This is a genomic window from Pseudomonas sp. AS2.8 (assembly GCF_014190935.1).
In the GTDB taxonomy this organism is placed as follows: domain Bacteria; phylum Pseudomonadota; class Gammaproteobacteria; order Pseudomonadales; family Pseudomonadaceae; genus Chryseomonas.
In genome coordinates this window covers 844,291-862,061 of sequence record NZ_JACHVV010000001.1, presented here as the reverse complement: position 1 = coordinate 862,061, position 17,771 = coordinate 844,291, and the positions used below count along the sequence as shown (strand labels likewise).

The following is a 17,771-nucleotide window of genomic DNA, read 5'->3' as shown; positions in this document are numbered from 1 at the left end:
CTCGATCGATCCCTTACCTTGGATAGCAGTTCCGGTCACAACCGCTGCGAACGAGGCCACCGCCCCCTTGAAGGCGAGCCGCCGAGATCGCCGCACGGAGCACATCCCAAACCACTCTCAATCGATAGGTGAAGCCATGAACAACGCCAAAACCGAAGTCCTGACCCCCCTGAACAGCCAGCTGATCTTTATCGACCAGCAGCCGCAAATGGCCTTTGGCGTCCAGAGCATCGATCGCCAGACGCTGAAGAACAACACCGTCGGCCTGGCCAAGGCCGCCAGGATCTTCAACGTGCCGACCATCATCACCACGGTCGAAACCGAAAGCTTCTCCGGCCACACCTATCCCGAACTGCTCGCCGTGTTCCCCGAGGCGCCGCTGCTGGAGCGCACCTCGATGAATTCCTGGGACGACCAGAAGGTGCGCGATGCGCTCAAGCGCAATGGCCGCAACAAGATCATCGTCTCCGGTCTCTGGACGGAAGTGTGCAACACCACCTTCGCCCTCTCCGCCATGCACGACGCCGGCTACGAGATCTACATGGTCGCCGACGCCTCGGGCGGTACCACCCAGGCCGCTCACGACTACGCCATGCAGCGCATGATCCAGGCCGGCGTGATTCCGGTGACCTGGCAGCAGGTCCTGCTGGAATGGCAACGCGACTGGAAGAACCGCGACACCTACGACGCCGTCATGGACCTGGTGAAAGAGCATTCCGGCGCCTACGGCATGGGTGTCGACTACGCCTACACCATGGTGCACAAGGCCCCCGAGCGTGTCGCTCACGGCGCCACCCTGGCGCCGGTCGCCGCGGCCCTCTGAGCCACTGCCAGCCCCACCGTCTCTGGCGGGGCTGGCGCTTCCTTAGCCCAGACAGGAGTCCTGCTCATGAATGCCGCTTCCGCACCCGCGACCCTGGTCGTTCGCCACCAGGTTCATCCGCAGCACGAGCAACGCTACGAAAGCTGGCTGCACCAGACCATCGAGGCGGCCGGTCAATTCCCCGGGCACCTCGGGGTGGACGTCGGCCGGGAACGCCATGGCGATGCCCTGCAGTTCACCTCGGTATTACGCTTCGACGAGATGCAGCACCTGCAGCTATGGCTCGATTCCTCGGCCCGTCAGTGGCTCGTCAGCCAGGCACAGGCATGGCTGACTGATGGCGACAACACCGAGGTCCAGCTCGGCAAGGACTTCTGGTTCGCCCCCCGGCAGGCCGAACAGCCACCGCCACGCTGGAAACAGGTGGTCGTCAGCTTCCTGGTCATCCTGCCCCTGAGTCTGCTGGTACCCGCCCTCTGGCAGCCGGTATTCGGCGTCGCCCCCTGGCTGGCCGGCTACCTGATGAGCAACCTGCTGATCACCCTGAGCATCGTGGTGCTGGTGGTGTACCTGTTCATGCCGCTGGCCACCCGGGCGCTGGAGCCCTGGCTGAGCGCTGACCACTCATAACGCGCTGGCCCGGTCCGTCGCCCTTCCCCTTTTCGCCCTCGATAGCCCTTCCGTTCGTTCATAAGGAACACCCATGAGCGCTGATCTGATTCTGTTCAATGGCCGCCTGCACACGGTCGATCCCCAGCAACCCCAGGCCACCGCCGTGGCGATCAAGGATGGCCGCTTCATCGCGGTGGGTAACGATGCCGAAGCCATGGCCTTTCGCAGCGCGGCGACGCGGCTGATCGATCTGCAGCAGCGCTGTGTGATCCCTGGCCTCAATGACTCGCACCTGCACCTGATCCGCGGCGGCCTCAACTACAACCTGGAGTTGCGCTGGGAAGGTGTTCCGTCGCTGGCGGATGCGTTGCGCCTGCTCAAGGAGCAGGCCGATCGCACCCCCACGCCGCAGTGGGTGCGCGTGGTGGGCGGTTGGACGGAATTCCAGTTCGCCGAAAAGCGCATGCCCACCGTCGAAGAGCTGAACAGGGCAGCGCCGGACACGCCGGTCTTCGTGTTGCACCTTTACGATCGGGCGCTGTTGAATCGGGCGGCGCTCAGGGCCGTGGGCTATGACCGCCACACGCCCAATCCCCCCGGCGGCGAGATCCAGCGCGATGCCAAGGGCGATCCCACCGGCATGCTGATCGCCCGGCCCAACGCCCTCATCCTCTACGCGACCCTGGCTAAGGGGCCCACGCTACCGCTGGAGTACCAGGTCAACTCCACCCGGCAATTCATGCGCGAACTCAATCGCCTGGGCGTCACCAGCGCCATCGATGCCGGCGGCGGTTTCCAGAACTACCCCGAGGACTACCAGGTGATCCAGCAACTGGCCGACAACGACCAGCTCACCGTGCGCATCGCCTACAACCTCTTTACCCAGAAGCCCAAGGAGGAGCTGAACGATTTCAAGCACTGGACGAGCAGCGTCACCCTGCACCAGGGCACCGACTTCCTCCGGCACAACGGCGCCGGCGAGATGCTGGTGTTCTCCGCCGCCGACTTCGAGGACTTTCTCGAACCCCGGCCGGATCTGGCGCCGAGCATGGAAGACGAGCTGGAGCCGGTGGTGCGCCACCTGGTCGAGCAGCGCTGGCCCTTCCGGCTGCATGCCACCTATGACGAGTCCATCTCGCGGATGCTCGATGTCTTCGAGAAGGTCGATCGCGACATCCCCTTCAACGGTCTGCCGTGGCTGTTCGATCATGCCGAGACCATCAGCCCGCGCAACATCGAGCGCGTCCGGGCCCTGGGCGGCGGCATCGCCATTCAGCACCGCATGGCCTTCCAGGGCGAATACTTCGTCGACCGCTACGGCGCCAAGGCGGCCGAGGCCACGCCGCCCATCAAGCGCATGCTCGCCGAAGGGGTGCCGGTCGGAGCCGGTACCGATGCCACCCGGGTGGCCAGCTATAACCCCTGGACGGCGCTCTACTGGCTGGTGAGCGGCAAGACCGTCGGCGGCATGACGCTCTATCCAGAAGGCCTGCCACGGGCCACCGCCCTGCAGCTCTTCACCCATGGCAGCGCCTGGTTCTCCAGCGAGCAAGGCAAGAAGGGGCAGCTCAAGGTCGGCCAACTCGCCGACCTGGTGGCGCTCTCGGCTGACTTCTTCAGCGTCGAGGAAGAGCAGATCAAATGGCTCGAATCGGTGCTGACCGTGGTCGGCGGCAAGGTCGTCCATGCCGCCGGAGAATTCAGGGACCTGGCTCCGCCCACCGTACCGGTGATGCCGGACTGGTCCCCGGTGGCCATCGTCCCTGGCCACTGGCGACCTACCGCCCCGATGGCGGCCAGCCTCCACCAGTGCCTGGGCTCCTGCGCCGTGCACCAGCACGAGCACGATCGCGCACGCCGCAGCTCGGTGCCGGTCAGCGACCACCAGGGGTTCTGGGGGGCGTTCGGCTGCTCGTGCTTCGCCTTCTAGACCCGCCCGGGTCCAGCACCTGAGTCCTGGCGGAACAGGCCGGTGTCGCAACCAGGGCACCGCTGGCGGATCGCGAACCAGGCGGTAGCCGCCGCACCTCGTCGCTACCGCTCGCCGCCCTCCTCCCGTCCTTCGCTCTCCCTCGCCTGATCATAGGCACGCTGCGCCTCTTCCAGGGCGCCCCGGTGGGTCAGCGACCAGGCATAGAGGGCGGCAAAGGGTTCGCGCAACGAGGAGCCAAGGGCCGTGATTCGATACTCGACACCGATCGGCTGGGTCGGCAGGACCTTGCGACTGATGAGCCCGTTACGCTCCAGGCGCTTGAGCGCCTCGGACAGCGATTTATGGGTGATGCCATGGAGACGGCGCTTGAGGTCATTGAACCGCGCCGGCTGCGTGCACAGGACACTGAGGATCAACACGGTCCACTTGTTGGCTATGTGCTCCAGGATCGGTCGCGTTGCGCCGACATCGAGCGGCAGTTCGAGCTCGTCTTTCGACATGGGTATCCACCAGGCTATCTAGGCACCCTCAGGTGCGTTCTTGCGATCAGATATACGAATGATACCGTGCTCCTGGACATCCACAGCAACCTGGTGAGGATCCATGAACATGCTTTCAGCAAAAGTCGCGGTCGTGATCGGTGGACATGGCGGGATCGGTGGGGCCATCGCGGAGCGCTTCGTGGCCGAGGGCGCCACCGTCTACGCCACCAGTCGGCGTACCCCGGCTTGCGATGTCGACCTCGGCGCGGGTACGTTGCATGAGCGCAGCCTCGATGCGTCCGATGTGACGGCGCTCGCGGCCTTCTTCGACAGCGTGCGGCGCGAGGCCGGGCGGGTGGATGTGCTGGTGGTGAACGCCGGCCTCTCGGAGTTCGCGCCGCTAGAGGCCATCAGCGCAGAGCACTTCGACCGGACCTTCGCGCTCAACGTACGCGCCCTGCTCTTCGCCACCCAGGCGGCGACGGCGAGCATGCCCAATGGCGGCGCCATCGTCTTGATCGGCTCCATCGCCGCGGCGATCGGCACCCCGGGCTATGGCGTCTATGGGGCGAGCAAGGCCGCGGTGCGCTCCTTCGCGCGCACCTGGGCCAATGAACTGGCGCCCCGCAACATCCGCGTCAACGTCGTCGCGCCGGGCCCCACGGACACCGCCATGATGGCCGCGACCTCGGCGGAGGTACGTGAGCAGCTGAACAGGCTGATCCCGCTCGGCCGGATGGCACGCGTCGAGGAAGTGGCCTCGGCCGCGCTCTTTCTCGCCAGCGACCAGAGCAGCTTCATCACCGGCGCCGAGTTACCGGTCGACGGGGGCATGGCGCAGGTCTGAAAGGCGGCTCGCGCCTGGACGATCAGGCGCGTCCCACGGATGAAGCGCGTCCTGGCGCGGGCGGGCAGGCACGCGCCGTGGCCAGGAATCCCGCTCGCGAACGTCCGGAGCTTATCGCCGGAATCAGGGGTCCACTTTCCTAGCCTCGCCTCCAGGAATGAGCCTCCATGATCACCCTCAACAGCTACACCACGGTCAAGCGCCGCGAGCGCGTGCCCCATGACCTGTTCGCGCACTACTGGCGTGACGTGCACGGCCCCTTGTGCGCCCGCCTGCCGGGGCTCGGTCACTACGTGCAATACCATTTCGACCGAGAGCAGGACGCCCATCTGTGGCCGCTGGCTGAGGGCATCCGGGAGATTTCCGACTACGAACTGGATGGGATGGTGGAGATCGGCTTCGCTGACGAGGAGCATCAGCGTACCTTCCAGGCCGCCAGCCCCGTGCTGTTCAGCGACGAGCAGAACATGTTCGCCGAGACGCTCGCCTATGATCTGCCCCATGGCTCGCAAGCCTTCAAGAACACGCTGGCGGACGAGCAGCACAACGGTCCCGACCAGCTGGATCGCCTCCAGCTGCACCTGCATCCCCGCGTCAGCCTCGAGGACCTGAACAATTATCTGCTGAACCAGCTGGGGCCCTGGCTGACCGCACAATCGGCCGTCCTGAAGGTGCGCGTGCACCCATGCGTGCCCTTCGTCAACGACGGTCAACATCCACCGTCGCCCGACGTGGCGCATAAGGCCGATGCCATCCGCGCGGCGCTGTCGATGGTGGAGATCGTCTTCGCCTCACCACTGGAACGCCGAAGTTTCTTCGCCAGCAAGACCTTCCGCAGCAGCCTGCCCGAACAGGCGCGGCACATCGCCTGTATCAAGGCCTTCGCCGTGTCCGGGGTATACACCTACGTCCATGCCGGCCAGCTCACCACCGCCGGCCTGCGCGGCAGTCGCGCGGCCGAACTGATTGAACGCCTCGGGGCGGTCAACCAGATTCAGGATGAGGTCGTGCATCTGCTTCGTCACGGCGCGTTACCGGAAGACGATGCGCCCTCCTCGGTACCGACTCCACGCCAGGACTGAAGGCCCTCGGTCCCACTTCCGGCCGGCTTGGTTTTCCGCCTCATGCTCGACAGCGGTGCCGTGCCGGCCGCCAGGGCCCGACGAGGAGACCTCCGTCTCGCCAACGTCTGCCAGCCCGGCTGCTCGAGCTGGCAGGCTGGCCATTGCAAACAACAAAACGAAATGACATTCTAAAAAACTAACTCATAGCTGGTTGTTACCCTGCAATTTAAAACGGACGGCCTGATGACGGGTTCTGCGCGCTGTCCGCCCTGTATGGCATGAGCGCCCAGGGTCGCCGCCCTAGTCCTAAACATTGCCGTGCTGGTTGTAGCGGTGCCGCACTTGACCTGCCGGACCGGCCGCTGCCTGCCGAGTCAATCTGGAGACAGCCTTCTTGGCGAAACCTGCACAGCCCTCCCGTTGGCCCACCGCCGTACGGGCGCTCGCCCATCGTGACTTCCAGATCTACTTTGCCTGCCAGGGCGTGTCGACCCTGGGCAAATGGGTGCAACAGGTGGCGCTGTCGTGGATGGCCTACCACGTCACCGCTTCCGCCACCCTGCTGGGCGTAATCACCTTTCTGACGCTCGCCCCGCAGCTGCTCGTAGGCCCGATCGCCGGCGCCTGGATCGACCGCCACGACAAACGCCGCTGCCTGATCGCGGCGCAGTCGCTGCTCGCCATCCAATCGCTGTGGCTCGCACTCTTGAGCTGGCAGGGCTGGATCGACGCGCCGATTCTGATTGCCATGGCCCTGTTCCTCGGTTTACTGAATGCCGTGGAAACACCGCTCAGACAGGCCCTCATCGGTAGCTTCGTGGCCGACGTCAGCGATTTGCCCAATGCCCTCGCGCTCAATGCCATGCTGATCAACGCCGCGCGCTTCATCGGTCCGCCGTTGGCCGGCGCCCTGATTGCCGCCAGTAGCGAAGCGCTGTGCTTCCTGATCACGGCGATTGCCTTCGCCACCTTGTTGCTGGGCCTGACGAAGGTCCAGGGCAGCGCGACCGCCAAGGCCAGCGGTTCGACCAGTCAGATGTTTCGCGAAGGCCTGGACTACGTCTGGACTACCTTCTCGGTCCGACGCCTGATGCTCGGAGTGATCGCGGTCAATCTGCTCGCCTCCAACTACAGCGTCTTGCTGCCGGTACTGGCCAAGACGCTCTACCTCGGCGATGCCCGGATGCTGGGCTGGCTATGGGGTGCCGCCGGCGCCGGAGCCTTCGTCGCCACGATCATGCTCGCCTTGGTCGGCGCCTTGCACCGCCTGAGACGCGTGATCTTCATCGCCGAGCTGTGCTGCGTCCTGGCGCTTTGCCTGCTGGCGTTCAAGCTGCCGCTTCCCTTCGCGCTGCTGTTGCTGGCCCTACTGGGCTTCGGCATCACCGCCAACAACGTCAGCACCAACATGCTGTTGCAGGGCGATGCCCCGGCAGCGCTACGTGGCCGCGTGATCGCCCTGTACATCGCCATGCGCTTCGGTTTCGAGGCCGTGGGTGGCCTGCTCGCCGGCTTGCTCGCCAGCGCCATAGGCGCCACCCTCACACTCGGCATCGCCGGTCTGCTGTTGCTGACGTTCCGCGCGGCGGAAAGCCATCTCAATGCTGCTAAGGAATGAACTGCCGATTCGAAGGTATGGCTTGCCACGATTAACGCCCCTCTGAACGCTGAATCGAAGTGGCAAGAATATGGTAGACGCGTGCCAGACGGACGTCAGGATAGGCAGTACCCGCATCTCTTGATGGCGGCAACCATCGCCAGCCGCGTTCGCTAATTGAACAATGTCAGCCGCCGAGGATGGTGATGCGACCATCCTCGGCAGGCTCGGATACATAGCACGCACAGAGTCGGTATCCCCTCAGCGTTCGCCATAGCGACTGCCATCGAAGCAGGCGGGATCCTCATCCAGATAGCGCCGCATCCGCCGCCAAAGGGTCGCCGTACTGATGCCGAGCCGAGCCGCGGCTTGCTTGCGGTTGCCGCCCACGGCGCTCAGGGCCGCATGCAGGATCGCGCGCTCATCGGGTAACGCCGTTGCCCGCGCTACCGCAGGCGACGCCTTGGGCTGGGGCAGGTCGCCGAGCAATTCATCGAGCAACTCGTCGGCAGGCAAGTCACAGGAGAGCATGACGCCCAAGCGCTCGACCAGATTGGCGAGCTGGCGCACGTTGCCTGGCCACGGGTAGTCGGCGAGTCGAGTCAGCAAGGTCTGGGTAAGTGCCCGGGTCACCGCGGAGGGCTCGGCCAGGAGCCGGTCCAGCAATTCGGGCAGATCGTCACGGCGCTCGTGCAACGGTGGCAGCGTCAGGCGCAGGACGCAGAGCCGGTAGTAGAAATCTTCCCGGAACAACCCCTTGGCGACCTGCTCCAGCAGGGGTTTGTTGCTGGCCGTGATGATGCGGATGTCCACCGGTGTGACCTTGTGGTCGCCAATGCGGACGACCTGTCGCTCCTGCAGGGTGCGCAGCAGTTTGAGCTGGATATCCGCGGAGGTTTCGCTGATCTCGTCGAGGAACAGCGTACCGGTATGGGCCAACTCGAAGACGCCGATGCGGCCTTCGCTGGACGCCCCGGTAAAGGCGCCCCGGACGTAGCCGAACAGCTCACTTTCCAGCACCCCGGGGGCGAAGGCAGCGCAATTGATGGCCACGAAGGGGCCATGGCGGCGCGCCGAGGCATTGTGGATGCTCTGGGCGAAGAGTTCCTTGCCGGTACCGGTCTCGCCTTCGATGATCAGGGTGCTGTCGGCACTGGCGTAGGCCTGGGCCAGCCGCTTCGCCCGCTGCAGGGCGGGACTGCTGCCGACGATGTCGGCGAAGGTGCGCCGCGCCAGGTGCTGGCCGGCGAGCGCTCGCCGCATCTTGCGCTCGAGGGTCCTGATGTCCGTCTGCTTCTGCAGGGTGGCGACCGCGCCGATGACCTGGCCATCCAGCTCGACGGGGGCGATGCTTAGCGTCAGGGCGTGGCGACCGATGTCCAGCAAGGCTCCGCGAACCGCCTTTCCCTGCTGCAACGCCGGCTCGAAATAGCGCCCGATGGGCAGGTCGAGGATGGGATCGTCACAGGCGAGATCTCCCATGTAGGACTGCGCGACCTGGTTCAGACGGGTTACCCGGCCCGCGCCGTCGACGCTGAAGATGCCTTCGGACACGCAATCGAGAATCGCCTGGATCATCTCGTAGCGACGCTGCAGTTCCTGGCGCTGCCCGCGGCGTTCATCCTCGATCTGGAGCAGATGCAGGGCTTCGTCGAGGGCCTCGGCGGCGGCGTCGCCATCGGTATCCGACATCACGAAATGCAGACCGCGGGCGGTAACCGCATCGGCGAAGGACAGCCCGCCAATGGTGACCTCGATGCCCTGGGCCTGCAGTTCGTCCAGGCGGGTTTCGATCTCGCGGCTGCTGGCGAGCGGGTCTATCACACAGATGTGGGCGTCGGGCATGAAGGCATGGGATCTGGCGAGAATCCGCGCGTAGCCGTCCGAGGTGGCGAGAAACGCGACGCGGGGCGAGAGGCGCAACGCCTGACGATAGGCATTGATGCAATCGAAGAAGGTGTGCCTGAGCTCCACCACCGGCACGCGAAAGTGCTCCCGCAGGCGGTGGGCCGTTTTGCCACGGCTGATCAGGACCACGGCGCCCTGGTCCAGCAGGTGCTGGGCGGTGCGCAGGGCGTCGCCCTGTACCGCTTCCACCACGGGCAGCGCCAACCCGCGCCGGGCGAGCAGTGCTTCCATGGTCAGGGTAAGGGTACGCGAGGGTGCGATGACAGCGATCCGACCGGACAGATCGACGGACACGGAAGGGTTTGGCTCGGCATTCATTGACGTTCTTCTTGTTTCAGGCCTTTCACCAGCTTGAAAGCTTTTGCAAGCTCGTGCCATGACTTTCGCTTCGCAGCATTCGGCCAAAGAGGCGCGTTTTCCTCCTATCTCTTTGATTGCATTATTTTTTTCAGTTCGGCCTGACACGACTGAGCGATCTGGCACAGGCCTTGCGCCGCTACTGGGCAAACAACACCAAGAAGGTAGCTGGCAATGAAAATGGTCTTCATAGGCTTCGGCGAGGCCGCCTATCACCTGGCCCTCGGCCTGGGCGCCGCAGAAGGACTGCAACTGGGCGCCTACGACGCCTATCGCGACGATGCCAAGGCGGGGCCGCTGATCCGGCAGCGCGCTGCCCAGGCCGGGGTGGAACTGTTCGACAGCCCCGAGCAGGCCTGCCAGGCAGCACGCTTCGTACTCTGCCTCACCAGCGCGAGCAGCGCCCTGGCGCTGGCTGAGCGCATCCTGCCACTGCTGACCGCAGGCCAGGACTACCTGGACCTGAACTCGGCGGCGCCCGCGGTCAAGCAGCACATCGAGCGGCTGCCACGGGCCACCGGTGTGGGCTTTTGCGATTGCGCCGTGATGGGCACCGTGCCGGGCAACAATCACCGCGTCCCGATGCTGCTGGCCGGCAGCGCGGCGCCGGCCTTCGCCGCCGCCCTCATCCCTTACGGCATGCGTCTCACCGTGCTGGACGCCGAGCCCGGCGCCGCCTCGGCCATCAAGATGCTCAAGAGCGTGGTGATGAAGGGGCTGCCGCAACTGTTCCTCGAATCCTTTCAGGCGGCCGAGCGCTTCGGGGTGCTCGACACCCTGGTCGCCTCTCTCGGCGAGTCCCTCGATGGCAAGACGGTGACGCAACTGGCCGACACCTTCACCGCCCGCACGCTCATCCACGCCAAACGTCGCGCCGCCGAACTGGACGACGTCGTCGCGACCCTGCAGGCGGTGGGCGTTGATGCCAGCATGTCCATCGCGACCCGCGATCAACTGTTGAAACTGGCGCAGCAGGACTGGCACGCCGAACTCGGCCCCGGGGGCAGCGAGCTGGACTACCGCACCGCCATCGCCCATTTCACCCGCGCCAAACAGGAGTCGTCGCGATGAACACCGATCAGTACCTGCCGCTACCCGAACTCATTCCCGCCGCGCTGCTCGAGCGCTTTCGCGCCCTCAGCCCGGCGCAGCTGTGCGATGGTATGCAGAGCCTGGGCATCCCCCGCAGCGGCTGCATGGATCATGACCTGCTGCCACTGGACCCAAACAAGCTCCTGCTGGGCACTGCCTGCACCGTGGATACCGAGGATGGCGACAATTTTCCCATCCATGTCGCCATCTATCAGGGACAACCGGGCTACGTGCTGGTAGTGGCCGGCAAGGCGAACCGGGAGCGTGCCTACCTCGGCGACCTGATGGCCGGGGCCGCCCAGGCGGTGGGTCTGGCGGGTCTGGTGGTCGACGGCTGCGTGCGCGACCGGCGTCCGCTGGAGGAGCTGGACATCCCGATCTACGCCAAGGGCTTCATGCAGCGCAGCCCGGCCAAGCATGGACCGGGTCGGATCAACGTGCCGGTCCAGTGTGCGGGGGTCGAGGTTGCCCCGGGCGATCTGGTCTTCGGCGACTACGACGGCATTACCGTGGTGCCCCGCGCCCGCCTGCTGGAGGTGCTCGAAGCCGCGGAGAAGAAAGACGCCTACGAGGCGCAGCGCCGCACGGTCATCGCCGACTATGCCCGCTGTCGCGCCCAGAGTGAGCCGCTGCCGCCCCTGGCGCCCGACTGGGTGACCGAGCTATTGGAAAAGCGCTGACCGTCGCCCGAGGAGTCCACCACCAGGGCTCCTCCCGTTCCACTCGTCTCGCGTCCCGATAACAATAAAACTGGGAGTTGCTCCGAATGCTGACCTTCCTCGGCTATGCGCTGATCATCGCCTTTCTGTTCCTGGTCATCCGGCAGAAGCTGTCACCCTTCACCGGCCTGATCGTGGTCTCACTGGCCGCCGGCGCCCTGGCCTGCATCGCCAACGGCGTCCCCTTCGAATCCCTGGTCACCTGGATTCGCGAAGGCCTGTTCTACTCCACCAGCCAGAGCGGCAAGGTGGCGCTGGGCACGGTCAACCCCACCGTGATGATCCTCTTCGCCATCCTCTACTTCAGCCTGATGATGAACGTGGGGCTGTTCGATCCGCTGTGCACCTATCTCATCCGCAAGGCCAACGGCGATCCCCTAAAGATCATCCTGGTGACGGCCTTCACCTCCTCGGTGGTGACCCTGGATGGCGATGGCACTACCACCATCCTGATCATCACCAGCGCCTTCCTGCCGCTTTACAAGCAGATGGGGCTGAAGCTGTCGAACCTGGCCATGCTCATCATCCTGCCCTGCGGCCTGGGCAACTGCCTGCCCTGGGGCGGCCCGCTGGCACGCGCCGCCGCGGTACTGAACGTGGAGGTGAACACCCTCTTCGTGGCTATCCTGCCGATCCTGGGCGTGTCCTTCGTCTATGTGTTCTGCATGGCCTATCTGATGGGGCGCAAGGAACGCGCGCGGCTCGGCTACATCCCCGGCGAACGCGCCATCGTCACGCCGCAGCAGATCGAGGACATGGTCACCGTCATCCAGGAGAACGACCGGGAATTCAAGCGCCCCCGCCTCTTCCTGTTCAACCTGGCGCTGACCGTGATCATGCTGGTCACGCTGCTGGCCGGCTGGGCCAGTGGCGCCATCGTTTTCATGCTGGGAACCGCCATCGCCCTGGCCGTGAACTACAACGCCACCGAACAGCGCGAGCGCATCACGGCCAATGGCGGTGACGCCATCGCCGTCGCGTCCATCATTCTGGCGGCGGGCTGCTTCCTCGGCATCTTCAACGGCAGCGGCATGGCCGCCGCGGTGGCCACCAGCATCGCCGGGCTGATTCCCGAGTCCATGGGCAGCCACACGGCGCTGGCCTTCGCCTTCCTCGGCGCCATCGCCTGCTATGCGCTACCAGTGGACGCTTACTACTTCGGCATCCTGCCGGTGGTGGCACCCATCGCCTATCAATTCGGCATTACCCCCACTGAGATCGGCGTGGCCTCGTTCATGGGGCAGGCCCTGCGTTATGCGAGTCCGACCGTCGCCTGGCTGTTTCTGCTGATGAATCGTACGGAAATGACCTTCGGCGAGTACCAGAAGGAATTCTTCAAGTGGTCGCTACCGATGTTCGGCCTATTCATCATCACCGCCATCGTGACCGGTGAACTGCCCATCGGCTGACGCCCTGATGCCAGTCGGCTGTTATCTGGGATGGTGAGCGGTGAGGTACCGCGGCTGGTCTTGGGCCAGACGTAGAAGCGTACGCAGCCGAATGCCGAGCGAATGATCCCGGCATTCGGCGCAGCCATACGCAGTCGCGAGACATGCAGCCCGTTAAAGGTCCTTATCGACGTTCCCCTGGGCCAGGGCTGGACACTGACCGCCACGACGACTCTCCCGCGGACTTGTCCATTCAGCCACTCGACAGCTGGACCGGACATTTACGTATGGGTCCGGCGGCACAAGGAAGATTTGGTTATCCCTTGCATCGAGCCGCTCAGCGTGGGAGGCGGAGTATCGGGGCAGGCGCGGAGTGACATCCCCAACGCGCTGCCGCGGTGCAACCTGGCTCCATCCTGGCGCAGTGCCTTTCGACTAGCCGGGCAAAGGTTCACCCAAGCGTGAACCAATGTCGCGGGTCCGGTCCGCGAGCGGAATCGAGGCATCGCGCCAGAGCCTCGCGCCGAAAGAACCAGCGAACCAATTTCAAATGGCATCGGCCTTGCACCCGCCTCTGGTATCCGGATCTTCCCTGCGATCGCGTTGCTAGCGCATTTCGCAGCAGGAGACAGCCCAGACCTAAGAGGCAAAGGTTCGATGCAAATCCATACCGATGACAGCGCCCGCCTGGCCCTGGATGCCTTGCGCAACCTGGTCGCCCAGCAGAGCAGCCTACCCGACAAGCCATTGCCACCCGAGCGCGAGCTGGCCGGTGAATTCGGGGTCAGCCGCCGTTCCATCCGCCGCGCCCTGGCGGTGCTCGAAGCCGAGGGCCAGGTCTGGCGCCGCCAGGGCAAGGGCACCTACGTCGGGCCCACGCCGCCGAGTGCGGCCCTCACCCTCACCCAGCTCTCCGCGCGCACCAACTTCAGCGAGGTGATGGAAGCACGGCTGCACCTGGAGCCGAATCTCGCCGCCCTGGCCGCCCAGCGCGCCAGTGGCGAACAGCGCGCCCTGATCCGCCGCATGGCCGAGCGCACCGCCTTCGAGCGCCTGGGCAGCAGCGAGGACGCCGACGCCATCGAGCTGTGGGACAGCGCCTTCCACCGCAGCATCGCCGAGGCCGCCGGCAATCGCCTGCTGCTGGATCTCTTCGAGATGCTCGACGCCATCCGCCTGGACCCGACCTGGCGCGACCTGCGCCACCGCGCACGTAACGCGCAGCGCCTGCTGGCGTATCACGACGACCACCAGGCCCTGGTGGAAGCCCTCGACGCCCGCGATCCGGTCCGCGCCGCGGCGGTGATGCGCGCCCATCTGCGCGCCCTGCAACTGGCCCTGGACAGCGTGCTGCAGCAGAACCTGGAGCAGGCCCTATGAGCGCCCCGGTACTGGTGGTGGATCACCTCAGCGTGCGTTTCGCCGGCGCCCCGGCGGCGGTGGTGGAAGGCCTGAGCTTTACCGTGGCGCCGGGCCGTACCCTGGCCCTGGTGGGCGAATCCGGCTGTGGCAAGAGCGTGACCTCCATGGCCCTGATGGGGCTGCTGCCGGCCAGCGCCCAGGTCCGCGCCCGCCAGGCCAGCTTCATGGAGGAGGACCTGCTGACCATGCCCGAGGCACGCCGCCGCGACCTGCGTGGCGATCGGCTGGCCATGGTGTTCCAGGAGCCGATGACCTCGCTGAATCCGGCCTTCACCGTCGGCGAACAGCTGATGGAGACCGTGCTGCGCCATCGGGGTGGCAGTCAGTCGGCTGCCCGCCAGCGCGCCCTGGAGATGCTGGAGAAGGTGCGGGTGCCGGCGGCGGCCCAGCGGCTGGCGGCCTATCCCCACGAACTCTCCGGCGGCATGCGCCAGCGGGTGATGATCGCCATGGCGCTGGCCAACGATCCGGCGCTGATCATCGCCGATGAGCCCACCACGGCGCTGGACGTGACCATCCAGGCGCAGATCCTCGAACTCATCGCCAGTCTGCAGGCCGAGACCGGCAGCGCCATGATCCTCATCACCCACGACCTCGGCGTGGTCGCCGAGGTGGCCGACGAGATGGCGGTGATGTACGCCGGCCGGGTGGTCGAGTCCGGTCCGGTGGCCCAGCTGTTCGACGATCCGCAGCATCCCTACACCCTCGGCCTGATGGGCTCCATGCCCTCGCTGGGACCGCGCACGGGCCGCCTGGCGACCATCGCCGGCCGGGTGCCGACGCCCGCCGAAATGCCGCCTGGCTGCCGCTTCGCCAGCCGCTGCCCCTTCGTCCTCGACGCCTGTCGCCTGGCCCCGCCGCCACTCGTGGAACTCGCTCCGGGCCAGCAGGTGGCCTGTCTCCGCGCGCCCCTGGAGCAGCACCTGGAGACCCCTGCATGAAAGCCGTCGAACGTCCCATTCTCGAGGCCATCGGCCTGACCAAGCACTTCGGCGGCCAGGCCGGTTTCCTGCAACGGCCGCGCCCACCGGTACAGGCGGTGAGCGACGTCTGCTTCACCGTGCGGCGCGGCGAGACCCTGGCCCTGGTGGGCGAATCCGGTTCGGGCAAGTCGACCCTCGGCCGCCTGCTGCTCAACCTGCTCGCCCCCACCGCCGGCGACGTCATCTACGAAGGCCGCAACCTGGGCAACCTCAGTCCGACGGCGCTGCGTCAGGTGCGCCAGGAGCTGCAGATCATCTTCCAGGATCCCTTCGCCTCGCTGAACCCGCGCATGAGCGTGGCCGACATCGTTGGTGAGCCCGTGTGGCTACACAAGGCGCTGGATCGGGGCCAGCGCGCCGAGCGGGTGGCGGACCTGCTGCGCACCGTGGGCCTGGCGCCGGAACTGGCGGGGCGCTATCCCCACGAATTCTCCGGCGGCCAGCGCCAGCGCATCGGCATCGCCCGGGCCCTGGCCGCCGAACCGCGGCTGCTGCTCGGCGACGAACCGGTGTCGGCGCTGGACGTCTCGGTGCAGGCCCAGGTGGTGAACCTGCTGGAAGACCTCAAGGCACGCTTCGGCCTGACCCTGATCATCGTCGCCCACGGCCTGGGGGTGATCCGCCACATGAGCGACCGGGTGGCGGTGATGTACCTCGGCGAGATCGTCGAGCTGGCGCCGGTGGAGGCGCTGTTCGAGACGCCCCTGCACCCCTATACCCAGGCGCTGCTGGCCGCGGTGCCGGTCAGTCATCCGCGGGCGCGGCGACCGCGCACCCTGCTCGGCGGCGACCTGCCCAGCCCCACGGCGCCACCCAGCGGCTGTCGCTTCCACACCCGCTGCCCCCATGCCCGGCCCCTGTGCCGCGAGGCCAAGCCCGTGCTGGAGCCCGCTGCCGGGGAAGGCCAGGTGGCCTGTCATTTCTGGAGCGAAATCGCCGGGGCCGGTGCCTCGCCGCCGCCGCTGATCGCCACCAGCGCGGCCTTCAGCCGCCGCCTGGCCCTGTTCAACCGTCATCAGTCCCTTCTGGAGTCCACCCCGTGAAAGCCTCCGCCTGGCTCACCGCCACCCTTCTGCTCCTGGCCGGCGGCTCCGCCCTGGCCGAGACCACCCTGCGCATCGGCATCCAGGACGATCCCGACGTGCTCGATCCGCACCGCTCGCGGACCTATTCCGGGCGCCTGGTCTACACCGCCCTGTGCGACAAGCTGGTGGACGTCTCGCCACAGCTGGAGCTGGTGCCCCAGCTGGCCACCGCCTGGCAGTGGGGCGACGACAACCGCAGCCTGACGCTGCAATTGCGCCCGGGGGTGACCTTCCATGATGGCGAGACCTTCGACGCCGCTGCGGTGAAATTCAACCTGGACCGCGCCCGCAGCCTGCCGGACTCGCTGCGCAAGAGCGAACTGGCCTCGGTGGATACCGTGGAGGTGGTCGACCCCCAGACCGTGCGCATCCGCCTCAAGCAACCCGACGCCACCCTGCTCGCCCAGCTCTCCGACCGTGCCGGCATGATGCTCGCGCCCAAGGCGTCCGCGGGCGACGTGGGCAGCAAGCCGGTCTGCTCCGGCCCCTATCGCTTCGTGCAGCGGGTGCAGCAGGACCGCATCGTGCTGGAGCGCTTCCCGCAGTACTGGAACGCCAGCGCCTATCACTTCGACCGACTGATCTTCCTGCCCATCCCGGACACCTCGGTGCGCCTGGCCAACCTGCGCTCGGGCGACCTGGACATCGTCGAGCGGGTCGCGCCCACCGACGTCAAGGGCCTGCAGGGCCAGGCCGGCTTCACCCTCTACAACACCCCGGGCCTGGGCTACATGCAGCTGATGGTGAACATGGCCAACGGCGACCGCGCCAGGAATCCCTTCGCCGGCGACAAGCGCGTACGTCAGGCCTTCGACCTGGCGCTGGATCGCGAGGCGCTCAATCAGGTGGTGTTCGAAGGCCTCTATGCGCCCAGCGTGCAGCCCTTCCCGCAGAGCAGCCCCTACTACGACAAGGCCTTCGCCGTGCCGGCCCGCGACGTGGCGCGCAGCCAGGCGCTGCTCAAGGCGGCCGGGGTCGCCCTGCCGGTCAAGGTGGAGCTGAAGATCGCCAACAACCCCATCGCCCAGCAGGTGGGCCAGCTGATCCAGGCCATGGCCGCCGAGGCCGGTTTCGAGGTCAACCTGGTCGCCACCGAATACGCCACCCTCCTGGCCGAACAGCATGCCGGCAACTTCCAGCTCGGCCTGAGCGCCTGGTCCGGCCGTCCCGATCCGGATGGCAACGTGCATCAGTTCGTCACCTGCAAGGGCAACCAGAACGATGGCCGCTACTGCAACGCGGCGCTGGATCAGCTGCTCGACCAGGCCCGTACCATCAATGACCAGGCCCAGCGCCAGGCGCTCTATGCCCAGGCCCTGACGCTACTGCGCGAAGAGCTGCCGGTGTTCTATCTCTATTTCGACCCGCGCATCATCGCCACCCGTGCCGACCTCAAGGGCTTCATCCCCAACCCCGACGGCCTGATTCGGCTGGCCGGCGTCACCCGCGGGCAATAGCC

General features: G+C 66.2%; 15 protein-coding genes. 13 read left to right on the top strand and 2 right to left on the bottom strand.

What is annotated here, in order from left to right:
• The first annotated feature begins 136 nt into the window (after nucleotides 1-136).
• From FHR73_RS03905 to FHR73_RS03895, 3 genes are all read left to right on the top strand, one after another.
• Nucleotides 137-823, top strand: a complete 687-nt coding sequence (locus tag FHR73_RS03905) for a hydrolase (protein WP_183629655.1) — start codon at nucleotides 137-139, stop codon at nucleotides 821-823.
• A 66-nt stretch (nucleotides 824-889) separates the two neighbouring features.
• Nucleotides 890-1,453 carry an antibiotic biosynthesis monooxygenase gene (locus tag FHR73_RS03900; protein ID WP_183629654.1) on the top strand — a complete coding sequence of 188 codons (564 nt, stop codon included), beginning with the start codon at nucleotides 890-892 and terminating at the stop codon, nucleotides 1,451-1,453.
• Nucleotides 1,454-1,526: 73 nt separating this feature from the next.
• On the top strand, nucleotides 1,527-3,365 hold the full coding sequence (locus tag FHR73_RS03895; protein WP_183629653.1) for an amidohydrolase: 1,839 nt from the start codon (nucleotides 1,527-1,529) through the stop codon (nucleotides 3,363-3,365).
• 104 nt (nucleotides 3,366-3,469) lie between these two features.
• Here the strand turns inward: FHR73_RS03895 and FHR73_RS03890 are convergent, their stop codons facing one another.
• A complete protein-coding gene (locus FHR73_RS03890; RefSeq protein WP_183629652.1) occupies nucleotides 3,470-3,868 on the bottom strand; it encodes a helix-turn-helix domain-containing protein in 399 nt (132 codons plus the stop codon).
• Between the two features lie 103 nt (nucleotides 3,869-3,971).
• On the opposite strand from FHR73_RS03890, the gene FHR73_RS03885 reads away from it, so the two are divergent.
• The 3 genes from FHR73_RS03885 (at nucleotide 3,972) to FHR73_RS03875 (ending at nucleotide 7,379) form a co-directional block, all read left to right on the top strand.
• Nucleotides 3,972-4,697 carry an SDR family NAD(P)-dependent oxidoreductase gene (locus tag FHR73_RS03885; protein WP_183629651.1) on the top strand — a complete coding sequence of 242 codons (726 nt, stop codon included), beginning with the start codon at nucleotides 3,972-3,974 and terminating at the stop codon, nucleotides 4,695-4,697.
• 167 nt (nucleotides 4,698-4,864) lie between these two features.
• Nucleotides 4,865-5,779 (top strand): EthD domain-containing protein, encoded by a 915-nt coding sequence (locus tag FHR73_RS03880; RefSeq protein WP_183629650.1) that lies wholly within the window; start codon nucleotides 4,865-4,867, stop codon nucleotides 5,777-5,779.
• A gap of 376 nt (nucleotides 5,780-6,155) precedes the next feature.
• Entirely contained in the window at nucleotides 6,156-7,379 is a 1,224-nt protein-coding gene (locus FHR73_RS03875; protein ID WP_183629649.1) for an MFS transporter, read from the top strand.
• Between the two features lie 240 nt (nucleotides 7,380-7,619).
• Here FHR73_RS03875 and FHR73_RS03870 read toward each other — a convergent pair whose 3' ends face one another.
• Nucleotides 7,620-9,560 carry a sigma 54-interacting transcriptional regulator gene (locus FHR73_RS03870; RefSeq protein ID WP_183629648.1) on the bottom strand — a complete coding sequence of 647 codons (1,941 nt, stop codon included), beginning with the start codon at nucleotides 9,558-9,560 and terminating at the stop codon, nucleotides 7,620-7,622.
• 237 nt (nucleotides 9,561-9,797) lie between these two features.
• On the opposite strand from FHR73_RS03870, the gene FHR73_RS03865 reads away from it, so the two are divergent.
• From FHR73_RS03865 to FHR73_RS03835, 7 genes are all read left to right on the top strand, one after another.
• On the top strand, nucleotides 9,798-10,694 hold the full coding sequence (locus FHR73_RS03865) for a DUF1932 domain-containing protein (RefSeq protein ID WP_183629647.1): 897 nt from the start codon (nucleotides 9,798-9,800) through the stop codon (nucleotides 10,692-10,694).
• Nucleotides 10,691-11,395: an RraA family protein gene (locus FHR73_RS03860; RefSeq protein WP_183629646.1), complete on the top strand. Its 705-nt coding sequence runs from the start codon at nucleotides 10,691-10,693 to the stop codon at nucleotides 11,393-11,395. Before FHR73_RS03865 ends, FHR73_RS03860 begins: the two co-directional genes overlap by 4 nt.
• Nucleotides 11,396-11,481: 86 nt before the next feature.
• Nucleotides 11,482-12,843 (top strand): CitMHS family transporter, encoded by a 1,362-nt coding sequence (locus FHR73_RS03855; RefSeq protein ID WP_183629645.1) that lies wholly within the window; start codon nucleotides 11,482-11,484, stop codon nucleotides 12,841-12,843.
• A gap of 636 nt (nucleotides 12,844-13,479) precedes the next feature.
• Nucleotides 13,480-14,202, top strand: coding sequence for a FadR/GntR family transcriptional regulator (locus FHR73_RS03850; RefSeq protein WP_183629644.1), 723 nt, complete (start codon nucleotides 13,480-13,482; stop codon nucleotides 14,200-14,202).
• Nucleotides 14,199-15,185, top strand: coding sequence for an ABC transporter ATP-binding protein (locus FHR73_RS03845; protein ID WP_183629643.1), 987 nt, complete (start codon nucleotides 14,199-14,201; stop codon nucleotides 15,183-15,185). The genes FHR73_RS03850 and FHR73_RS03845 overlap by 4 nt, the downstream gene beginning before the upstream one ends.
• Nucleotides 15,182-16,270: an ABC transporter ATP-binding protein gene (locus FHR73_RS03840; RefSeq protein WP_183629642.1), complete on the top strand. Its 1,089-nt coding sequence runs from the start codon at nucleotides 15,182-15,184 to the stop codon at nucleotides 16,268-16,270. Before FHR73_RS03845 ends, FHR73_RS03840 begins: the two co-directional genes overlap by 4 nt.
• Complete coding sequence (locus FHR73_RS03835; protein ID WP_183629641.1) at nucleotides 16,267-17,769, top strand: ABC transporter substrate-binding protein; 1,503 nt, start codon at nucleotides 16,267-16,269, stop codon at nucleotides 17,767-17,769. The genes FHR73_RS03840 and FHR73_RS03835 overlap by 4 nt, the downstream gene beginning before the upstream one ends.
• The last annotated feature ends 2 nt before the right edge of the window (nucleotides 17,770-17,771 follow it).

Bases quoted from the DNA above. Each gene is read 5' to 3' on its own strand.
- FHR73_RS03840 (WP_183629642.1), top strand. From the start codon at position 15,182: ATGAAAGCCGTCGAACGTCCCATTCTCGAGGCCATCGGCCTGACCAAG.
- FHR73_RS03885 (WP_183629651.1), top strand. From the start codon at position 3,972: ATGAACATGCTTTCAGCAAAAGTCGCGGTCGTGATCGGTGGACATGGC.
- FHR73_RS03895 (WP_183629653.1), top strand. From the start codon at position 1,527: ATGAGCGCTGATCTGATTCTGTTCAATGGCCGCCTGCACACGGTCGAT.
- FHR73_RS03850 (WP_183629644.1), top strand. From the start codon at position 13,480: ATGCAAATCCATACCGATGACAGCGCCCGCCTGGCCCTGGATGCCTTG.
- FHR73_RS03860 (WP_183629646.1), top strand. From the start codon at position 10,691: ATGAACACCGATCAGTACCTGCCGCTACCCGAACTCATTCCCGCCGCG.
- FHR73_RS03880 (WP_183629650.1), top strand. From the start codon at position 4,865: ATGATCACCCTCAACAGCTACACCACGGTCAAGCGCCGCGAGCGCGTG.
- FHR73_RS03845 (WP_183629643.1), top strand. From the start codon at position 14,199: ATGAGCGCCCCGGTACTGGTGGTGGATCACCTCAGCGTGCGTTTCGCC.
- FHR73_RS03855 (WP_183629645.1), top strand. From the start codon at position 11,482: ATGCTGACCTTCCTCGGCTATGCGCTGATCATCGCCTTTCTGTTCCTG.
- FHR73_RS03865 (WP_183629647.1), top strand. From the start codon at position 9,798: ATGAAAATGGTCTTCATAGGCTTCGGCGAGGCCGCCTATCACCTGGCC.
- FHR73_RS03890 (WP_183629652.1), bottom strand. From the start codon at position 3,868: ATGTCGAAAGACGAGCTCGAACTGCCGCTCGATGTCGGCGCAACGCGA.
- FHR73_RS03900 (WP_183629654.1), top strand. From the start codon at position 890: ATGAATGCCGCTTCCGCACCCGCGACCCTGGTCGTTCGCCACCAGGTT.
- FHR73_RS03905 (WP_183629655.1), top strand. From the start codon at position 137: ATGAACAACGCCAAAACCGAAGTCCTGACCCCCCTGAACAGCCAGCTG.